This is a genomic window from Collinsella aerofaciens (assembly GCF_015557435.1).
GTDB classification, from domain to species: domain Bacteria; phylum Actinomycetota; class Coriobacteriia; order Coriobacteriales; family Coriobacteriaceae; genus Collinsella; species Collinsella aerofaciens_Z.
Window position 1 is genome coordinate 1 of record NZ_JADNOH010000055.1, and the last position, 20421, is coordinate 20421.

General features: G+C 61.3%; 15 protein-coding genes and 2 pseudogenes. 12 read left to right on the forward strand and 5 right to left on the reverse strand.

Translation table 11 applies throughout. The features are described 5' to 3' along the window. Nucleotides 1–264: 264 nt before the first annotated feature. Both I2G43_RS05130 and I2G43_RS05135 read left to right on the forward strand, forming a co-directional pair. Nucleotides 265–2085 carry an adenine deaminase gene (locus I2G43_RS05130; RefSeq protein WP_195535339.1) on the forward strand — a complete coding sequence of 607 codons (1821 nt, stop codon included), beginning with the start codon at nucleotides 265–267 and terminating at the stop codon, nucleotides 2083–2085. A 198-nt stretch (nucleotides 2086–2283) separates the two neighbouring features. Continuing rightward, entirely contained in the window at nucleotides 2284–3078 is a 795-nt protein-coding gene (locus I2G43_RS05135; RefSeq protein ID WP_195535340.1) for a Cof-type HAD-IIB family hydrolase, read from the forward strand. Between the two features lie 119 nt (nucleotides 3079–3197). Here the strand turns inward: I2G43_RS05135 and I2G43_RS05140 are convergent, their stop codons facing one another. The 3 genes from I2G43_RS05140 to I2G43_RS05150 all read right to left on the reverse strand — a co-directional run bounded on the left by I2G43_RS05140 (nucleotide 3198) and on the right by I2G43_RS05150 (nucleotide 5911). Beyond that, entirely contained in the window at nucleotides 3198–4040 is an 843-nt protein-coding gene (locus I2G43_RS05140) for a Cof-type HAD-IIB family hydrolase (RefSeq protein ID WP_195535341.1), read from the reverse strand. 87 nt (nucleotides 4041–4127) lie between these two features. Beyond that, nucleotides 4128–5546, reverse strand: coding sequence for a citrate synthase (locus I2G43_RS05145; protein WP_195535342.1), 1419 nt, complete (start codon nucleotides 5544–5546; stop codon nucleotides 4128–4130). Nucleotides 5547–5623: 77 nt separating this feature from the next. Further along, on the reverse strand, nucleotides 5624–5911 hold the full coding sequence (locus I2G43_RS05150; RefSeq protein ID WP_006235289.1) for an ACT domain-containing protein: 288 nt from the start codon (nucleotides 5909–5911) through the stop codon (nucleotides 5624–5626). A 326-nt stretch (nucleotides 5912–6237) separates the two neighbouring features. Here I2G43_RS05150 and rpmE point away from each other — a divergent pair, with 326 nt between their 5' ends. From rpmE to I2G43_RS05180, 6 genes are all read left to right on the forward strand, one after another. After that, nucleotides 6238–6663 (forward strand): 50S ribosomal protein L31, encoded by a 426-nt coding sequence (gene rpmE, locus I2G43_RS05155; RefSeq protein WP_006235303.1) that lies wholly within the window; start codon nucleotides 6238–6240, stop codon nucleotides 6661–6663. Nucleotides 6664–7003: 340 nt separating this feature from the next. Next, complete coding sequence (gene secA / locus I2G43_RS05160) at nucleotides 7004–9811, forward strand: preprotein translocase subunit SecA (protein WP_195535343.1); 2808 nt, start codon at nucleotides 7004–7006, stop codon at nucleotides 9809–9811. Next, nucleotides 9811–10959 (forward strand): peptide chain release factor 2, encoded by a 1149-nt coding sequence (prfB, locus tag I2G43_RS05165; RefSeq protein ID WP_195535344.1) that lies wholly within the window; start codon nucleotides 9811–9813, stop codon nucleotides 10957–10959. The genes secA and prfB overlap by 1 nt, the downstream gene beginning before the upstream one ends. Nucleotides 10960–11125: 166 nt before the next feature. Beyond that, on the forward strand, nucleotides 11126–12016 hold the full coding sequence (locus tag I2G43_RS05170; protein ID WP_117746564.1) for a YitT family protein: 891 nt from the start codon (nucleotides 11126–11128) through the stop codon (nucleotides 12014–12016). A 207-nt stretch (nucleotides 12017–12223) separates the two neighbouring features. Further along, nucleotides 12224–13054, forward strand: a complete 831-nt coding sequence (locus I2G43_RS05175; protein WP_117638068.1) for a transketolase — start codon at nucleotides 12224–12226, stop codon at nucleotides 13052–13054. Between the two features lies 1 nt (nucleotide 13055). Further along, a complete protein-coding gene (locus I2G43_RS05180; protein ID WP_195535345.1) occupies nucleotides 13056–13997 on the forward strand; it encodes a transketolase family protein in 942 nt (313 codons plus the stop codon). Nucleotides 13998–14198: 201 nt separating this feature from the next. On the opposite strand, the gene I2G43_RS05185 is transcribed toward I2G43_RS05180, so the two are convergent. Further along, nucleotides 14199–14615 (reverse strand): hypothetical protein, encoded by a 417-nt coding sequence (locus tag I2G43_RS05185; RefSeq protein WP_195535346.1) that lies wholly within the window; start codon nucleotides 14613–14615, stop codon nucleotides 14199–14201. A 174-nt stretch (nucleotides 14616–14789) separates the two neighbouring features. Beyond that, a pseudogene (locus I2G43_RS10720) lies at nucleotides 14790–14852 on the reverse strand (zinc-ribbon domain-containing protein); the annotation flags it as partial. Nucleotides 14853–15363: 511 nt separating this feature from the next. Between I2G43_RS10720 and ftsE the strand changes: the two are divergent. The 4 genes and pseudogenes from ftsE to I2G43_RS05205 all read left to right on the forward strand — a co-directional run. Then, on the forward strand, nucleotides 15364–16584 hold the full coding sequence (gene ftsE, locus I2G43_RS05190) for a cell division ATP-binding protein FtsE (protein ID WP_324249502.1): 1221 nt from the start codon (nucleotides 15364–15366) through the stop codon (nucleotides 16582–16584). Further along, nucleotides 16571–17491: a permease-like cell division protein FtsX gene (gene ftsX / locus I2G43_RS05195; RefSeq protein ID WP_195535347.1), complete on the forward strand. Its 921-nt coding sequence runs from the start codon at nucleotides 16571–16573 to the stop codon at nucleotides 17489–17491. The genes ftsE and ftsX overlap by 14 nt, the downstream gene beginning before the upstream one ends. Before the next feature lie 138 nt (nucleotides 17492–17629). After that, entirely contained in the window at nucleotides 17630–19765 is a 2136-nt protein-coding gene (locus I2G43_RS05200; protein ID WP_195535348.1) for a ribonuclease R family protein, read from the forward strand. A gap of 171 nt (nucleotides 19766–19936) precedes the next feature. Beyond that, nucleotides 19937–20368 (forward strand): annotated as a pseudogene (locus tag I2G43_RS05205) (recombinase family protein); the annotation flags it as partial. Between the last annotated feature and the right edge of the window lie 53 nt (nucleotides 20369–20421).

Sequence of the window (20421 nt, forward strand, 5' to 3'; positions counted from 1 at the left end):
ACGAGCGGGGGCTCCTGTCGTTTCCGTGCCCTCGGATTGGGTCATAGTGTCTGTCCGTCCTCCACCTACGGCGTTGTCCTGGTTGGCACTTAGGGACGTTTCTTTTTGGTGCAAAGCAACCTGTCTCCATTGCGCCAAGCGGCGTGTGCCGTTAAGCGGAGAGGCGTATTGCTGGCCCTTCGTTTGGGCATACAATGGCTATTGGTTTGCTGCGGTGAAGGCCTGTCCGCTCCGCAGCTTTTTTCTACGGTTAAAGGAGTATGTATGTCCGTTGAGGTCATGAGGTCTGTGATCGAGGCCGCCGAGGGTCGCGTGCCCGTCGACACGCTGTTTGCCAACGCGCAGATCGTCGATGTGTACGGCCAGCGTGTGGCGCCCGGTAGCGTTGCCGTCAAGGACGGCGTAATCGTCGGCGTGCTCTACGACGGTCGCGACGATGCCGCCGGCACCTACGAGGCGACCGAGGTCATTGACTGCCAGGGCCGCTATCTCGCCCCCGGCTTTATCGACGGACATCTGCACATTGAGTCCTCGAACATCCGTCCTGCCGAGTATGCGCGCATGGCGGCGACGCGCGGTACCACTACCGCTATTGCCGACAGCCACGAGATCGCTAATGTTTCCGGCTTGGACGGCCTGCGCTTTATGATCGAGGACGGTCGTCGTGCTCCTATTTCCATCAAGTACATGATGCCCTCGTGCGTGCCCGCACTGCCCGACGAGCAGGCTGGTGCCGTCATCACTGCTGCCGATATGCAGGCGTTTTTTGCCGAATATCCGGGTGATGTCTTTGGTCTGGGCGAAATGATGAACCTGCCGGGCGTCTTTATGGCCGATCCCGAGACCTGCGCTCGTATCGACGCTGCCAACCAGACGCCGTCCAAACAGGTTGACGGTCACGCCCCGCTCGTTGCCGGCAAGGACCTCAACGCCTATGCCGCGGCTGGCATTATCGCCGACCACGAGTCGACGATTCCCGAGGAGGCACTCGACAAGCTATCTCGCGGCATGTACGTGATGCTGCGCGAGGGCACGTGCAGCCATGACCTGGCCAACCTGTCGCCGATGCTGCTGGAGAATCCCGCGCGCGCTCGCCGCTGCTGCTTTGCGACCGATGACCGCGCCCCTTCCGATGCGCTTGCGACCGGCATGATCGACAATGCCTGCCGCGTGGCGATTGAGGCCGGTATCGACCCCGTGGTCGCTATCTCTATGGCGTCCCTCTCCACGGCTGAGGCATTTGGCTTGGACCACGGCTGTCGCGACCCGCATGAGCTCCGTGGCGCGATCGCCCCGGGCAAGCGTGCTGACCTGCTGGTGCTCAATGACCTGACGTTTGCCGCGGCTCCGCATCGCGTATATGCCGCCGGTGCTCTGGTGGCGCAGGACGGCACCTTTGTGGGCGAGATCGCACCCGAGATGGCCGAGGTTGCGGCCCTTGCCGATGAGCTGCGCGCCTCCGTTAAGCTGCCGAAGCTTTCGCTCGACGTATTCGACTATGCCTTTAAGCCGGGCGAGGCCGTGATTGACGTGGTGCCGGGTAAGGCCATCACGGGCATGGTTCGTCCCGAGACTGACGAGGACTTGCGTCGCATTATGCTGATTGAGCGCCATGGCCGCGGCGTGTCGCTGCAGGCCGAGGGCGCCGACGGCGACGGCCCCGCTGGCCTGGGCCTGGTCGGTAAGCATATCGGTCGCGGCTGGGTGCGCGGTTTCACCATCACGGGTGGCGCCATTGCCTCCACGATCGGCCACGACTCGCACAACGTGTGCGTGGTGGGCGACAACGCCGCCGATATGATGGCTGCTGTCGAGGCCGTGGGCCAGGGCGGTCACGTGCTGGTGCGCAACGGCGAGGTCGTGGCGCGCATTCCGCTGGCGCTCGGTGGTCTTATGAGCGAAGGCACGGCCGAGGACGTTGCCGCACAGCACGACGACTTTATGGTCAAGGCGCGCGCTATGGGTATTGAGCCGCCGCTCGACCCCATCATGGGCATCATCTTCCTGCCCCTGCCGGTGATCCCGACGCTCCGCATCCGCCCCGAGGGCATGTTCGACGTCACGACCTTCACCTACGCCGACTAGTCATCGGGGACGTTCTTTAACGATTAGCCATCGGGGTGGCGTGTCGCCTGGCGCCGTGACCGTAGGACCTCTGGCATGTGTGAGCTATTTGCCAGGTCCTTGTAACGTTTACGCCCGCGGAGTCTTATTTGAGCTCCCTTTGGGTACGTTGAAATCGGATACACGTTCGATTCCAACAAGCCCGAAGGGAGCTTTTCTATGTTTAAACTGATTGCATCCGATATGGACGGCACACTGCTTGACGAAAACGGCCAGGTGCCTCCCGAGACCTACGAACTGATTCTGGCGCTACACGAGCATGGCGTGCATTTCGCCGCATCGTCAGGTCGTCGCTACGATCGCCTGTGCGAGTTCTTTGCGCCCGTTCGCGACAAGATGGACTTTGTCGCCGCTAACGGTGCCCAGGTCTTCGCCGACGGCAAGATGGTAGACCGTGAGGTGTATTCTCACCTGGCGATTCGAAGGCTCGCCCAAGCCGTCAGGACGTTTCCCAATCTGCATCTTGCGCTTTTTGACCGAACCAAGTCCTTCTTGCTCGATGACGAGTGCAAGTTCGTGCGTGAGGTCGATAAGGACCTTCCCAATGCCGAGCGTATTTGGGAGCTGCCCGATCCCAGCGTAAATATCATCAAGGCGAGTATCTTTTGCGATGACGGTGCCGTTATGGACAGCGCTTACGTACTGCAGCGCGAACTCGGTCAGCTCTTTACTTTTGCGCCTTCGGGTAACGCGTGGATTGATGCCATGCAGCCCGGCGTGTCGAAGGCCTCGGGCATCGCGCAGCTTGCGGAGCATTACGACGTTGGACGCGACGAGGTCATGGCGTTTGGCGACTCGATGAACGACTACGAGATCATTCGCTTTGTCGGCACGGGCTGCGCGATGGAAAACGCGCGCCCCGCGCTCAAGGCGGTGGCCGATCGCGTCGTAGGCTGCAACCGCGACCATGCCGTTCAGCGTGAGCTCCGCCGCGTGCTGGAGAGTCTCGCTTAATCCGGCAGCTGGGGACGTTCCTTTTCTGCCGGCAGTGGGGGACAGCCCTTGCAGCTTTTTCGCGAAGACTGTCCCCAACGACTAGTCATTCAAGAACGTCCCCAGTGACTGGCCAATGACTAGGCGAGGGCGGCCATGATGGTGCGGGCGACGCCGTCGTGGTCGTTGTCGAACTCGGTGATGGCGTCGGCGGCCTTGCGGTCCTCGGGCTCGGCGTTGATCATGGCCATGCCGTGGCCCGCCGCCTGCAGCATGGGGATGTCGTTGATGTTGTCGCCGAAGGCCCAGGCGTCGGCGAGAGGCTCGCCCAGGTGCTCGCATAGCCACGTGAGGGCCGTTCCCTTGGTGGCTCCCTCGCCCATGACCTCGATATTCATGGCGTAAGAACGCGTGACCTCAATGCCTCCGAGCGTGTCGAGCTCCGCCGCGATGGCGTCGCGATCGGCCGGGTCGTGCCAGTACATGGCGATGCGTTCGAGCGTCTCGACCTCGTCGATCTTGCTGTCGATATCCATGTCGATCGGTGTTCGTGTGCGCTTGAGCGAAGCCGCGATGTGGGGGTCGCCGCCGCAGAACTCATCCAGGCGCGTGTAGAGCGAGCGGGGGAGGAAGCACTGCCCGTCCGCGAAGATATCGAAGGTCACATCGTGGCCGGCGGCGATGCGATGGATGCGATGGGCGATGCCGCAATCGAGCGGACGGCTCAAGATGCACGTGGCGCGCGAGGCGTCGGTGGGCACATCGTCGTCGAGCTGCCAGACGCTGGCGCCATTGGCGCAAACGGCATAGTGCACGGCGGGATGGGCGAGGATGGGTTCAAAGATGCCCGACAGCGGGCGCCCCGTGCAGGGTACAAACTCAATACCGCGGCGCGCAAGCTCGTCGAGCATCGCCCAGGTGGTATCGCTCATCTGCTTATCGCTCGTCAGCAGCGTTCCGTCCATATCGGAAAACACAATCATTTGATGCAGCCCTTTCTACTGGCATAAAAAGCGTGGCCGAGGGCGGTGATGCCCTGGCCACGCTCGAGTTCTATAACGGTCCGCGTCCTAGCGGTCGGCGAGCGGCTTGTACTCCAGCGGCTCGATCACTGGACGATAGGCCGGGCGAATAATACGGTGCGCGCAGAAGAGCTCTTCCATGCGGTGCGCCGACCAGCCGGCCATGCGGGCGACGGCGAATAGCGGCGTAAAAAGCGTTTCGGGTACGCCGAGCATCTTGTAGATAAAGCCTGTGTACAGGTCGATGTTGGCGCAGATGGGCTTGGTCATGCCGTGGTCGCGCATCACCTGCGGTGCCAGGCGCTCGATGCGCTCGATGAGCGCGAACTCATCGCCCAGGTCCTTCTTGGCGGCAAGTGTGCGCGCGTAACGGCGGCACACCTCGGCGCGCGGGTCGCTCAGCGTGTAGACGGCGTGGCCCATGCCGTAGATGAGACCCGTGCCGTCGAAGGCCTGCTTGTCGAGAATTTTGCCCAGGTAGGCTGCGACCTCGTCCTCGTCCTCCCAATTGGAGACATGCGCACGGATGTCCTCGTGCATGGACGCAACCTTGGCGTTGGCGCCGCCGTGGCGCGGGCCCTTGAGCGAGCCGATAGCCGCGGCGTAGGCGGAATACGGGTCGGTGGCCGAGGAGGACAGCACGCGGCAGGCGAACGTGGAGTTGTTGCCGCCGCCGTGCTCAGCATGCAGCATGAGCATCACGTCGAGCAGCATGGCCTCGTCGCGGGTGAATGCCATGCCGCCGCGCAGCACCTGCAGGATGGTTTCGGCGGTGGAGAGGCCGGGTGTGGGGTGCGGTACATGAACCTCGGAGCCGCGGCGCTTGGCGACCGAGGCCATATGCGCGAAGGCGGCGATGCGGGGGAGACGGGCGAGCATGGAGATGGCGACGTCGATTTCGTGCTCGGGTGTAATGGCGTCGGGCTCGGCGTCGAAGGCGTAGAGCAGCAGCACGGCGCGCTGAAGCACATTCATGATGCTCGACGACACCGTGGTCATGGGGAACTCGCGGACGTATTCGTCGCTCAGGTGCCTAAAAGCACCCAGACGTTCGCAAAAACCGTCAAGCTCTTCCTTGGTGGGCAGAGAGCCCGTAATGAGCAGATAGGCGACCTCTTCGTAGCCGTAGCGATCCTCGGCCTGGGCGTTGTTGACCAGATCCTCGATGCTGTAGCCACGAAGCGTGAGTTTGCCCTGATCGGGCACGACCTTACCGTCGACCTTGTTGTAGCCGTGCACGTCCGAGATGCGGGTAAGACCCGCGACCACGCCCGAGCCGTCGGCATTGCGCAGGCCGCGCTTGACGTTGTGCTCTACGAACAAGCCCTCGTCGTACGGGGCGGTCGGCAGGCCGTGGTAGAGGTTTTCGCTTTCGGGCGAAATCTGACGGCTCGCCTCGTAATCCAGAACCAGGCGGCTCAGGTGATCGTCGAAGCGGTAGTAGATTTTCTTGGCGTCGTAGGCCATGCGCGCTCCTCTCCGGTCCGCTTTGGGGCGGCGCGCTTGGACGATATGACGTCAAGCTGCCCCGAGCGGCTTGTTCGCTACAGGCGGTACATAAAGTTAAAGACGTCCTCGCGCTGGATGGACACGTTGACGCCCGAAAGCTCGCCTGCCTCGGCCAGGGCCTTCTGCAGCTCGGCGAAGTCGAGCTTGGACTCGGCGGTGTCGGCCAGCATGGTCATGGTGAAGATGTCCTCGATAATGGACTGCGTGATGTCGCGGATGTCGACGTTGGCCTCGCCCAGAACGCGGGTGACGCCGGCGACAATGCCGGGGCGGTTCTTGCCAAGGACGGTGATGACGATGCGGGAGGACGAGATCTCGGCCATGGGAAACCCTTTCGCGTGGTTGCGGCGCGCGGGGGCGCTCCGCTACGGTACAGTGTTCATCATTGTACCTGTCTGGCGCCAAAAGGGGCACCTTTGCTGCGGCGTTACACGTCTGCAACATGGGAGAAGGGGCAAAGGCGCCCGTTTGCCGCGATTCGTCGTGTCGTCTGCTGTGTCTTGGGCGCGATGCACAGTACAAAGACCGTGAACCTTTTGTGGGACGCTCGACGCCGTGGTACCATAGCCGAGTTTGTTGTCTTGGTCGGAAACCAAGACGCCTTATGCGCTGATCGGTAACCAGCGCCTGACCAATAAGGAGTCCTACCATGAAGCAGGGTATCCATCCCCAGTATGTCGAGTGCACGGTGACGTGCTCCTGCGGCAACACCTTCAAGACGCACGCTACCGTGTCCGAGATGAAGGTCGAGCTTTGCAACGAGTGCCACCCGTTCTACACCGGCCAGCAGAAGTTCGTCGACACCGGTGGACGCGTCCAGCGCTTCGCCGACAAGTTCGGTGGCGCCGCTGCCGCCCAGCTCAAGAAGGCCGAGGAGGCCAAGGCTGCCAAGGCCGCCAAGGCTGCTGAGGCCGAGGCCGCTCGCAAGGCCGCCGCTGAGGCTAAGGCTGCCGAGAAGGCCAAGCGTGCCGCTAAGTTTGCCGAGGAGGCTGCCAAGCAGGCCGCCGAGGCTCCCGCAGAGGCTCCCGTCGAGGAGGCCGCTGCCGAGGCCGAGACCACCGAGGCTGCTGAGTAAATAGCTTGCCGAGCAAACACTCGCATTCATGGCAAAAGGGCCGCGCATCCATTTGGGTGCGCGGCCCTTATCTTTTTATTGGTGCAAACCAACCTGTCCCCATTGCACCAGGTTGGCGCGAAGGGGACAGGTTGGTTTGCACCAAATGGCAGAGAGGCAGCGTTTTCCCAGATAAAAGCTGCCAAAATAAACCAGTCCCTTTTTGGCAGGCTGTCGTAGTTATTACGTGGTCGAGCGTGTCGACCGCATAGGCGGCGCCTTGTTTGGCTAAAGTACAAATATCTGTGTTTAACTCGTCCAAGGTTTCATGCCACGGGCGATGGCCAAAAAGGAAAACCACATGGGATTCATGTCAAAGCTGCTGTCCTTTGGATCCGATAAGGACCTGAAGCGCTACTACAAGATCGTCGACAAGATCAACGGTCTTGAGCCCCAGTTTGAGAAGATGACCGAGGAGGAGCTCCGCGCCCAGACCGATAAGTTCCGTGAGCGCTACGCCAACGGCGAGTCGCTCGACGACATGCTCCCCGAGGCCTTTGCCACCGTGCGCGAAGCTTCTAAGCGCACCATGGGCATGCGTCACTTTGATGTACAGCTCATCGGTGCCATGGCGCTGCACGAGGGCCACATCGCCGAGATGAAGACCGGCGAAGGCAAGACCCTCGTCTCCACGTTGGCCGGCTATCTCAACGCTATTGCCGGCAAGGGCGTGCACGTCGTTACTGTCAATGATTACCTTGCCAAGCGTGACTCCGAGTGGATGGGCCGCATCTATAAGTACCTGGGCATGACAGTCGGTCTGCTCCAGAACAACATGCCGCTCGAGCTCAAGCGCCCGGCCTACCAGGCCGACGTCACCTACGGCACCAACTCCGAGTTCGGCTTTGATTACCTGCGCGATAACATGGTCACCCGCCCCGAGCAGCGTGTGCAGCGCGGCCACAACTACGCCATCGTCGACGAGGTCGACTCCATCCTGATCGACGAGGCCAGAACGCCGCTCATCATCTCGGGCGCCGGCACCAAGTCCGCCAGCACCTACAAGGACTTCGCGCGCGCCGTGCGCGGCCTTGAGCGCGGCGAGGACGTCTCGCACGACATGCTCACCGCCACCGAGGACGTGGAGCCCACGGGCGACTATGTCATGGACGAGGCCAAGCACACCATTGCCGCCACCGAGCGCGGCCTTAAGAAGATTGAGCGCCGCCTGGGTATCGATGACATCTATGCCGATCTCTCCGGCCAGCTGGTCAACCACCTGCAGCAGGCGCTGAAGGCCCAGTACATGTTCCACCGCGACAAGCAGTACGTGGTCACCAACGGCGAGGTCAAGATCGTCGACGAGTTTACCGGTCGCATCATGGAGGGCCGCCGCTACTCCGAGGGCCTGCATCAGGCCATCGAGGCCAAAGAGGGCGTGCTCGTGCGCGAGGAGAACCAGACCCTTGCCACCATCACCCTGCAGAACTACTTCCGCCTGTATGACAAGCTCTCCGGCATGACCGGTACGGCACTCACCGAGGACGCTGAGTTCCGCGAGATTTACAAGCTGCCCGTCGAGGTCATTCCCCCCAACAAACCCGTGCAGCGTGTTGACCACGAGGACCTGGTGTACCGCACCATTCAGGCCAAGTACAACGCCGTTGCCGACGACGTTGAGCGTCGTCACGCCAAGGGCCAGCCGGTCCTGGTGGGTACCGTCTCCATCGAGAGCTCCGAAAAGCTGTCCGCCGCCCTCACTAAGCGCGGTATCGCGCACGAGGTCCTCAACGCCAAGCACCACGAGCGCGAGGCCCATATCGTGGCCCAGGCCGGACGCTACGGCGCCGTGACCATTGCCACCAACATGGCCGGTCGTGGTACCGACATCTTGCTGGGCGGCAACCCCGACGAGTTGGTGCGCGAGCGCCTGGAGTACGAGGGCCTGACCATGGAGGACGTGACGCCCGAGCAGCTCGAGCAGTTTAACGCCGAGGCCAAGGAGACCTGCAAGGCCGAGCGCGAGCGCGTGCTTGCCGCCGGCGGCCTGACCGTTATCGGCACCGAGCGCCATGAGTCCCGCCGTATCGACAACCAGCTGCGCGGCCGTTCCGGCCGTCAGGGCGACCCGGGCGAGACCCAGTTCTACCTGTCGCTCGAGGATGACCTCATGCGCCTGTTTGGCGGCGACAAGATGGACCGCGTCTCCAAGATGATGGTCACGGCCGACATGGGCGACGACATGCCCATCCAGCACAAGATCATCTCCAAGGCCGTCGAGAGTGCCCAGCATAAGGTCGAGAGCATTAACTTCTCCATGCGTAAGAGCGTTCTTGAGTACGACGACGTCATGAACAAGCAGCGCCAGGTCATTTACGCCGAGCGCAACAAGATTCTGGATGGCAAGGACCTGACCGACCACATCACCGAGGTCATGCACGACACGGTGTACCGCTGCGTGCAGGAGTTCTGCACCAAGGACAGCCATGAGGGCGAGCGTGATCTTGAGGGTCTGCGCAAATGGGTCGTCGAGCTGACCGGGCATATCGATACCCCTCAGTTCCCCGACGAGGACTTTGAGGCCCTGGCTGCCGATGTCCTGGCCTATGTTGAGAAGTGCTACAACATGAAGGCCGAGCGTCTGGGCGAGGACCTGATGCGCGAGCTCAACACCCAGGTCATGCTGCGCGTCATCGATACGCGTTGGATGAATTACCTGCAGGAGATGGACTACCTCAAGACCGGTATCGGCCTGCGCGGCTTTGGCCAGCGCGACCCGCTGGTTGAGTACAAGACCGAGGCCTACAGCGCGTTCCAGATGCTCGTCGATACCATGTACGAGGATTACCTGCGCACCGTTCTGCGCATTGAGATCAAGGCTGCCCCGCAGGCTGTGGAGCACAAGGAGGACCCCGCCCTCAAGGGTGCGCACTTCTCTGGTCCCGCCGAGGTCGATGGCGACAACGGCGATTCGGTACTGCGCAAGCAGGCTCAGGTGCAGGCTCGCACCGCCGTCCAGGGTGGCCCGGCTGCCGTTAACAACGGTGGCAAAGTGACGACCTACCGCAAGTCCGAGAGCGATGACCCCTATGTCAACGTGGGCCGCAACGACCCGTGCCCTTGCGGTAGCGGTAAGAAGTTCAAGTACTGCCACGGCAGGAATCGTTAATGGCCGAGGCTCTAGAGGTAACGCCCGCCGAGTTGGACGCGTTTGCGGACCGACTCGGCGAGGTCGAGTCATATCTCCATTTGGACGAGAAGCGCACCCGCGTAGCGGAGCTCGAGGCCAAAAGCGTCGCCCCGGGTTTTTGGGACGATGCCGACGCCGCCCGTGTCACCATGGAGGAAATCGCGCGCACCAAGGAAGATATCGCTGCCGTGGACAACGCGCGCGGCGAGCTTTCCGATGCCCGCGCCGCGCTGGAGCTTGCCGAGGAGATGGGGGATGACCCCGATGCCGCCGCCCTTCGCGAGGAGGCTACAGCCACGGCTGAGCGCCTGGCCCGTGCCATCGATGAGCTTGAGCTTTCGAGCTGGTTTACCGGTGAGTTCGATCACGGCGATGCCATTGTGACCATCAAGCCCGGACAGGGTGGTCTGGAGGCCCAGGACTGGACCTTCATGCTCTTTAAGATGTACATGAAGTACTGCCAGCGTCGCGGCTGGAAGGTCACGATTAACGACTGCCCCGCTGCTGAGGTCATCGGCATCGACCGCGCGACCTTTACCGTCGAGGGCAAGGACGCATTTGGCATGCTGCGCGCCGAGGCCGGCGTCCACCGCTTGGTTCGCATTAGCCCCACCGACGACAAGAAGCGCCGCCAGACCACGTTTGCCGGCGTCGAGGTCATCCCCGTGCTACCCGATGATATCGACATCGAAATCAGTCCCGATGACATCCGCGTGGACGTGTACCACGCGAGCGGCCCGGGCGGTCAGGGCGTTAACACCACCGACTCCGCCGTGCGCGTGACGCATTTCCCCAGCGGCATTGTGGTCACCTGCCAAAACGAGCGCAGCCAGATCCAGAACAAGGCCGCGTGCATGCAGATCCTCAAGGCTCGCCTGTACGAGATTGAGCTCGAGAAGCGCGCCGAGGCCCTGGATGAGATCCGCGGGCCCAAGACCACGATTGGTTTTGGCAACCAGATTCGCAGCTACGTGCTCTACCCGTATCAGATGGTTAAGGACCTACGCACGGGCGTTGAGACCAGCAACGTCGAGGCAGTTCTTGACGATGGCGACCTGGACCCGTTTGTTATTGGCTACCATCGCTGGGCCACTGGCAACGCTGACGCAGAGATCCCATCTGCATAAACCGCCCGGTTTATGTGGAAATGGATAAAACCCTCCGAGCAGGGTGGTTTTGTATCCAAAGCAAACCCTGCGCAGGGGTGGTTTTTGTTCGGCGAATCGGTAGAATCGAATACAGCAAGAAGTTCGAAGCGCATCCGTTTGGGTGCGCTTTTTTGAGGGAGGTAGCATGGCATATCGTCTGGACATCAAGCGCATTCTATCGATGAACTTCTTTCACGACCTGCCCCAGATTATGTTGGGGTGCGCTCTGGCCGCTATTGCGACCGACCTGTTTTTGATTCCCAACGGCCTTGCTGCCGGTGGTGTTACGGGCCTTGCCACCATTATCCAGGCGGTCGGCGCATCGCGCGGCATATCGCTTCCCGTTGGTATTCAGACGATCGTGATGAACGCCTTGCTGTTGCTGGTCGTTATGCGCGAGGGCGGCATGTTCTACGTGGTGCAGACCGCGACGGGCTTTGTGCTGCTGGGCTTCTTTACCGATCTGTTCGCCCCGTTTGTAGCACCTCTGGCGGATGCGGACCTGATGCTCCCTGCCATGTGGGGCGGCATTATTACAGGCATCGGTTACGGCATGGTGCTGCGCGCCGGCGCCAACACCGGCGGCTCGGACACGATTGGCCAAATCATCTCGCGTAATACCTCGCTGCCCGTGGGCTCGACCGTCATGGCGATCGATGTTGCCGTATGCGCGCTGTCGGCTCCGGTCTTTTCAATCGAAAATGCACTATATGCAGGCCTTTCGATGGTCATTAGCGGCTACGTGATCGATGCCGTGGTCGATGGTGGCAACAAACGCCGTATGGTACTCATCATCTCGGACAAGTTCCCTGATATCGCTGCCGATATCATGTATGGCCTGGGTCGTGGTTGTACCAAGTTTAAGGCGACTGGCATGTATTCGGGTGCCGAGAAGCCGGTGATCATGGTCATCGTGAACCGTCGAGAGCTCAATACCCTCAAGACGATCGTGCGCGAGCGCGATCCTCACGCCATTGTGACGGTCGCCGACGTTACGGAAGCTTTCGGCGAGGGATTCAAGGACATTAGCGCGTAGGGCCGACCGCGTCCCATCCAAAAGACGTTCACATTGATAAACCGTTTCATCAGCGGTTCTGCCTGCTAAATTGTTCAAATAATGATAAAAACTCTGGTAAAGCCATCAGTTTCCAGCATAATGAATGACGTACGTGCATTGCGGCTGTGTTGGGATTACCTTCGGTGCCGTGCGCATTTTGTCTAATGAGGATGAAAGGAAGGCACAATGAGCGACGAAGAGCTCAAAAAGGTTGCCAACGAGGTAAGGAAGGGCATCGTCACCGGCGTGCACGCTGCCAAGTCCGGCCATCCGGGCGGTTCGCTCGGCGCTGCCGACATCATGACCTATCTGTACTTTGAGGAAATGAACGTCGACCCGTCCGACCCCCGCAAGGCCGACCGCGATCGCTTCGTGCTTTCCAAGGGTCACTGCGCGCCTGGTCTGTACGCCGTGCTCGCCGAGCGCGGATTCTTCCCCAAGGAGGATCTCGAGACGCTGCGCCACATCGGCAGTCACCTGCAGGGCCATCCCAACATGAACGACACTCCGGGCGTCGATATGTCCACCGGCTCGCTGGGCCAGGGCATCTCCGCCGCCGTGGGCATGGCGGTTGCCGCCAAGCACTGGGGCGATACTTACCGCACGTACGCCCTGCTGGGCGATGGCGAGAGCGAGGAGGGCCAGGTCTGGGAGGCCGCCATGTTTGCCGGCAACCAGCAGCTCGACAACCTCTGCGTGATCGTCGACCATAACGGCCTGCAGATCGATGGCCCCGTCGAGGAGGTCAACGACCCCATGCCGCTCGCCGACAAGTTCCGCGCCTTCAAGTTCCATGTGGTGGAGCTCGCCGACGGCAACGACTTCGACCAGATCCGCGCCGCCTTTGCCGAGGCCCGCGCCACCAAGGGTCAGCCGACCGCCATTATCGCTGAGACCACGAAGGGCAAGGGCGTGTCTTTCATGGAGAACCAGGTGGGCTGGCACGGCAAGGCCCCCAACGATGAACAGTTTGAGCAGGCCATGGCAGAGCTCACGGCCGCCGGAGAGGAGCTCTAGGATGGCAGACGTCAAGAAAATCGCCACGCGCGTAAGCTACGGCGAGGCCCTCGTCGAGCTCGCCAACGAGCACGATGACTTTGTGGTCCTCGACGCCGACCTGGCCGCCGCCACGCAGACCGGCAAGTTTAAGGCCGCCTGCCCCGACCGCTTCTTCGATGTGGGCATTGCCGAGAGCAACCTGATGGGCGTCGCCGCCGGTATCGCGACCACCGGTCGCGTTGCCTTCGCGAGCAGCTTTGCCATGTTTGCCGCCGGCCGCGCCTTTGAGCAGGTCCGCAACTCCATCGGCTATCCGCACCTTAACGTTAAGATCGGTGCCACGCACGCCGGTATCTCGGTGGGCGAGGATGGCGCCACGCACCAATGCTGCGAGGATATCGCTCTGATGCGTGTCATCCCCGGCATGACCGTGATCGTTCCCGCCGACGACATCGAGGCCCGTGCCGTGACGCGCGCCGCCTACGAGTGCGACGGCCCCGTGTACATGCGCTTCGCCCGTCTGGCCTCGCCGGTTATCAACGACCCCGAGACCTACAAGTTCGAGGTGGGCAAGGGCATCGTCATGCGCGAGGGCGCCGATGTGACCATCATCGCCTGCGGCCTGATGGTCGGCGAGGCTCTCGAGGCCGCCGAGCAGCTCGCTGCCGAGGGCATCGACGCCGAGGTCATCAACATGCACACCATCAAGCCCATCGATGCCGACCTGATCGTCAAGAGCGCCACCAAGACCGGCCACGTCGTGACCGTCGAGGAGCACTCTGTGATCGGTGGCCTGGGCAGCGCCGTTGCCGACGTCCTGTGCGAGCAGTGCCCGACACCGCTCAAGAAGATCGGCGTCAACGACACCTTCGGTGAGTCTGGCCCGGGTGCCGAGCTCTTGCACAAGTATGGCCTGGACGCCGCCAACATCGTGGCGACCACCAAGGAGTTCCTGGCCTAAGACGAGGTGGCTCACAGCCGGCCTCATGCCAACAACATTGGAATGCGAACGGGGCGCTCTCTATAAGAGGGCGCCCCTGTTTCAGTTGCGGTGAAATAAGGACTGATTAGCCCTTTTAACTTGTAAAACACTCCCTATTTCACCGCAACTTTTGAAGGCGTTCCCGCTTGTGCTGGCTGCGGTGCGACGATTGATTGCTGCCTAGCACAGGGCCGCCACATCGGGCGCGTCGTTGCCTTTGTATGCCATGGCAAGCAATGCGGCGTCGTAGATCTCGTTGTTGGTCATATCGACGGCGCCGATGGGGCGGAAGGTGAGTATCGAGTCTTGCTCGGCGAGTTCGGCCAGATTGATCGTTTCGCCCGTGGCGAAGACATCGTCGAGGGTGAGCGTGGCGCTCGTGCACGGAATTTGATAGATCGTGCCGTCGGCGGCGATGGGGGAGCCTGCCGCCTCGAGCGTGTACACACCTTGAATGAGGCTGATACCGGAACCGTCGGAGGCTACATAATCAACCTCGTCGACTGCTATCCCGTCGACAGTTTTGCCCGTAATGTGTATCGGGACACGCGAGGCCCCGTTATCGGTATCCCAACCTGTGGCCGAGATGTTGAGCACAATAGCATGCTCCGAATGAGCCGATATAAAGCAAGACATCGTCTGATACAACTGAAGTCCCAGCCAGCTGCTACCGGCAAGGGCGATCGTCAACATGCAAACAAGGACGACTACAATATGCTTCCGAGACTGTATCCAAAGCGCCGAGGCAGCCGATAGGCCATGAACGGCAACCCCACAGGCCGTGCAGTACCTCACACCATCGCGCAACTCAGTGCCACAACAAGGACAAACCATACCAGCCTCGCAACCAAAGAAGATCCCAACGAGGCTACTGTAAGTCGATCAATCCAATCCAAGTTGCGCAACAATTAGCCCAAATAGAAGTTGCGGTGAAATAGAGACTGATTAGGCCTTTTAACTGGTAATACAGTCCCTATTTCACCGCAACTTATGAAGATGTCCTGTCAAGCAAAGCCCCATCAGGGAAAAGGGCCCAGAACAGAAAAGTGCAATTCAGCCAACCCCAAGCATGGCGCTGCTGCACCTCAAGAAAAACGCGGCGACCCCATAGTAGCCGCAGGCCGGGCGCAGGGTTACCTCCCAAATCTTTCCGCAGGACGGAGGGAGCCCCGCAGCGCGAAGCGCGCGGCGGGGCTCCCGACATGTCCGAGGACGATTTGGGAGGTAACCCTGTGCCCGGCCGGTGGGAATAGAAGCACGCCATGCTTCTTATGTGCAGCAAAGCTAATGCTGCTAAAATACAAAGCGCTCATGTAGTTTAAACGCACGACGATAAGGAGCACCAGTGGGTAACCACTTCCGTACCTCCGGTGCGGGCGATGATGCCCCCAAGACGCAGCCAGGCGTCCAGGGCAGTCGTTTCGCCACTCCGGATTCAGAGGGCCAGCATGTCGATCAGGCCCCCGTTCAGCCGGCAGATCAGGCACAGCCGGCATCCGATCCCTTTGCCTACAATCCCACCAGCGATGTCGCGCTTTCCGGCACGGCGGGTTTTGAGCCCGTCCAGACCGTAACCGCTCGCGTGGAGCAGCCTCAGGCTGGTGCCGCCGCGCCGCAGCCTACTATGGCCGGCATCCCCGACCCCATGGCTCCTGCGACACCGGCTCCGCAGCCTGCGCAGTCTGGTCTTTTTGCCGCTATTCCCGACCCCACGCAGCCCGCTGCGCCGGTGGTCGAGCGCGATCAGGCCGCCGAGGTCGCAAGTCTCGACAACGCGCTCAACAACCCCGATTTTACGTCGGTGTTCGCGCCCATCGACCCGCAGGCGAGCCGCAAAAAGATGGCCAAGCAGGCCGGTGTCGAGCCTGTCATCCTCATGGAGCACGTCACCAAGATCTACCCGGCGCAGCCCAACAAGCCCGCGCTCGATGACATTAACATCGAGATCTACCCTGGTGAGTTTGTCTTCTTGGTCGGTCACTCCGGCTCGGGTAAGACCACGCTGCTGTCGACGCTCAACCGCGACGTCAAGCCGACGAGTGGCCGCATCTTGGTTGCCGGTCAGGACCTCATGAAGATCAAGAACCGCAAGGTTCCGTTCCTGCGCCGTCAGATTGGCGCCGTGTTCCAGGACTTTAAGCTTCTGCCGCAAAAGACCGCCTACGAAAACGTGGCGTTTGCCCTGCAGTGCATCGGCAAGCCCAAGGGCGTCATTCGCAGCCAGGTGCCCGAGGTCCTGCGTCTGGTCGGTCTGGCCGATCAGATGGACTCCCTGCCCGACCAGCTTTCGGGTGGCGAGCAGCAGCGCGTCGCCGTCGCTCGCGCTATGGTCAACCGCCCGCCGCTGCTGATCTGCGACGAGCCCACGGGCAACCTCGACCCGGCGATTTCGCTGGGCATCATGAAGCTGCTCGAGCGCATTAACCGCACCGGCACGACCGTGATCGTGGCTACGCACGACCGCGAGATGGTCGATAGCATGCACCGTCGCGTGATCGCCCTCGAGGGCGGCCACGTTATCCGCGACCAGGAGAGGGGAGGTTACGGCAACTATGGCACCAACTAACGTGGGCTACTCCTTCAAGGAGGCAATCAGCCACTTCTTCCGTAACTGGACCACCTCGCTCGGCGCCGTCATCACGATTTTCCTTTCGCTGTTTATCATCGGCCTCTTCATTATGGGCTCCGCGATGCTGAACTCCGTGATCGGCACCGTCGAGGATCAGGTTGTCATCAACGCGTTCATTAGCGATGACGCCGATCAGGCCGATGTTCAGGCTTTTGAGGCCGAGCTCAAGACGTGGAGCAACGTCAAGTCCGTGACCTACAAGGACAAGGATGACGCGCTGGCCGAGTATACGAGCAAGATGTCGGGCAACGCCGACGCTACCATGAGCGCGCTCGATGGCCAGAATCCGCTGCCGGCTTCGTTTGCGATCGAGATGGACGATCCGTCCAAGGTCGAGAGCACGGCTGAGAAGCTCAAGGACGACGCCGATTTCCAGAAGATCGCGGATGATGGCGATGTCAACGCGAGCGTACTGTACGGCCAGGAGGAAGTGAGCCGCCTGTTCCAGGTGACTAACTACATCCGCATTGCCGCTGTGGTGCTCGTCGGTCTGCTGACCTTTATCGCGTTCATTTTTATCAACAACACGATTCGCTTGTCCATCACGGCGCGTCGTCGCGAGATCGCGATCATGCGTCTGGTCGGCGCCAGCAACGGCTTCATTCGCGGGCCGTTCATTACCGAGGGCGTGCTGCAGGCCATTTTGGGTTCGCTGCTTTCCATCGGCGTGCTGGAGCTGCTGCGCAACCTGATGATTCCGCGTTTGCAGGAGAGCATCGGCTGGATGTCGTTTGCCCTGCCGATGCAGTACTACCTGGTGACCTATGCTGCGCTGGTCCTGGTCGGCGTGATTATCGGTCTCTTTGGTTCTGCCATCGCCATGCGCCGCTACCTGCGCGTGTAGGCATGTCTGGATTTCATTCCTTCCAACGGGTCGTCTCTTATGGGGCGGCCCGTTTTTTTTTGATTCCGATGCGACGGCAGGATCGCGGATCATTTGGGTAGACTCTTTGGAGTCCGCAACCGATAGTAAGGAGGCGCCATGGGGCGCAACAACAAGCATAAGCGCGGTGCCCGCAACAAGCGTGGACCGGTGCGCAGCGAGCGCCGCCCGAGTCTGACCGGACGCGTGCAGCTCCATGAGCACAGTGCCTATGTCATAACCGAGAACGGCGACTACAAGGTTATGGGTCGCGGTAAGCGCGAAATCATGGACGGCGATACCGTCGCCGTGAGCATTAAGAACAGCCCACATGGTGAGCGTCGTGCCGTGATTGAGGGAGTCGTCGAGCGCGCTGCCATCAGTGTGGTGGGCACGTACCAGACGGCCGGTCCGCTCGGCGTGATCGAGCCACTCGATTCGCGTCTCAAGGCCGATTTCTTTATTTTGCCCGAGGACACCTCGGCCGAGCGCTTGGGCGTTCATCCCGGTGACGCTGTGGTCGCACGCATTCTGACCTATCCGACGCGCTTGGAATCGGGCGCCGTGACCATTGAGCGCCGCATTGGCGGCGATGACGCGCCCGACCTGGGTGTTCAGTATGTAATGGCGCGTTATGGCTATACCGATAGCTATCCCGAGGCAGCACTGGCCGAGGCCGAGGGGCTGTCGCTCGATGTGGCCGCGGCGCTCAAAGATCCGCTTCGACGTGATCTGCGCGACCGCTTTATCATCACGATTGACCCGGTCGACGCGCGCGACTTTGACGATGCCATTTCTCTGGAGCGCACGCCCGATGGCGGCTACAAGCTGGGCGTCCACATCGCCGATGTCTCGCACTATGTGGCTTGGGACGGGCATATCGATCTTGAGGCGCGCCATCGTACGACATCGGTGTATCTGGCCGATCGCGTGCTTCCCATGCTGCCCGAACGCCTGTCCAATGACCTGTGCTCGCTTCGCCCTGATGAGGACCGTCTTGCGTTTACCGTCGATATCGAGCTCGATGCGCAGGGTCGCGTGCGGCATTACGATCCGTACCCCAGCGTGATTCGCTCGCGTGTGCGTATGGACTACGACGGCGCCGAGGCGCTGTTGGTGCGTGCCGGCGCGGTGGAGTATGGGGTGCTGGAGGGTGCCGCCGAGGATGTCGCGGCTGTAGAGACTTCGCGTGAGGAAGCGCTCGAGCGTGGGCTTGCGTGCGAGGAAACTGCTCGCGGCTATAACGTCGATCTGGGTGATTTTCTTGTCGCCGCCAACGAACTCGCCGAGCTTCGCCGCCACATTCGTCGCGCGCGCGGTTCGGTTGACTTCGATACGGCCGAGATTCGCGCCCTGTTGGACGAGGACGGCGTGCCCGTGCAGATTGTGGCGCGTGAGCGCTCGTGTGCCACGTCGTTGATCGAGGAAGCCATGCTGCTCGCCAACGAGTGCGTGGCCGAGTGGCTTGCCGACCGCGATATCGAGGCTTGCTACCGCGTGCATGAAGACCCCAGTCCCGACAGCCTGCACGGCGCCGCCGTGGCACTGGCTCAGCTGGGTATTATCGACGACCGCCGTGCAGCCGGTATTGCCCTGGGAAACCCCGATGAGCTGCAGGCCGCAGTTGATGCTGCCGCCGGTACGGCCAACGCGCCGCTCGTCAACACGCTGCTTCTGCGCAGCATGCAGCGCGCGCTGTATAAGCCTCGCAACGAGGGCCACTTTGCGCTCGCCGCACCGTGTTACTGCCACTTTACGAGCCCCATCCGTCGCTACCCCGATCTGGTGGTGCACCGCGTACTCAAGCTGCAGCTGGCTTACGAGCAGCTGGGCGGCAAGGACGCCCTGGTCCGCACGCCGCGCCTGATCGGTAAGGGGCGCGAGTCGCTGCCGCGCATTCTGCCCCAGATTTGTCGCGCCTGCAGCGATGCCGAGCGCGCGGCCGACGCCGCCAGCCATGCGACGCAGAAGATTAAAATCGCTCAGTACTACGAGGATCGTCTGGGTGAGCGCTATACCGGAACCATCTCGTGGGTCAGCAGCATGGGCCTTTTTGTTCGCTTGGATTTGACGCAGGTCGAGGGCCTGGCCTCGATTAAAAGCCTGGGCAACGAGTGGTTTGAGTTCGACGAGGACGCGCTTACACTGACGGGCGCCGACACGGGGACTCGTTATGAGCTGGGCCAGCGCGTGATTATCGAGGTCTCGCGCGTTAATACCACGCGTGGACACTTGGACTTTAAGCTTATCCATTAGTCGAATCCCGACCGTGCGGGGAGCGGGGCGGTCCTTCGGGGCCGCCCTTGCATTTGAATGATGGCTGCGTCGCCGCCTGCTCGGCCGCCTATCCGCCTGCTATTTGGGAGGTAAAACCTACCAAAATAAACCTGTCCCTTTTTGGCAGGTTTACAAGAAAGCGGGGATGAGATGGCGACTGTGTACGGCTATGCGCGCGTGAGCTCTCGTGATCAGAACCTGAATCGGCAGTTTGATGCGCTGATCGCCTATGGCGTGGAGTCTGCGAATATTTATGCCGACCGTGCGAGCGGCAAGGACTTCGACCGTCCGCAATATCGCGATCTGCTGCGCGTGCTGGGGGATGGGGACGTGCTGGTGGTGTTGTCCATCGATCGCCTGGGTCGTAACTACAGCGAGATACTCGAGGAATGGCGCCTAATCACAAAAGAGCGCGGGACGGCCATCGTGGTGCTGGATATGCCGCTGCTCGACACGCGCGCAAAGGATGGAGAAGCGCCGGACGTGACGAGTACACTGATTGCCGACATTGTGCTGCAGCTGTTGAGCTACGTGGCGCAGGTGGAGCGCGAGAACATCCACCAGCGTCAGGCGGAGGGAATTGGGTTGATTTCCGATCTCAGCCGAACACATTGAGCGGATAGGCCGTTCCCGCA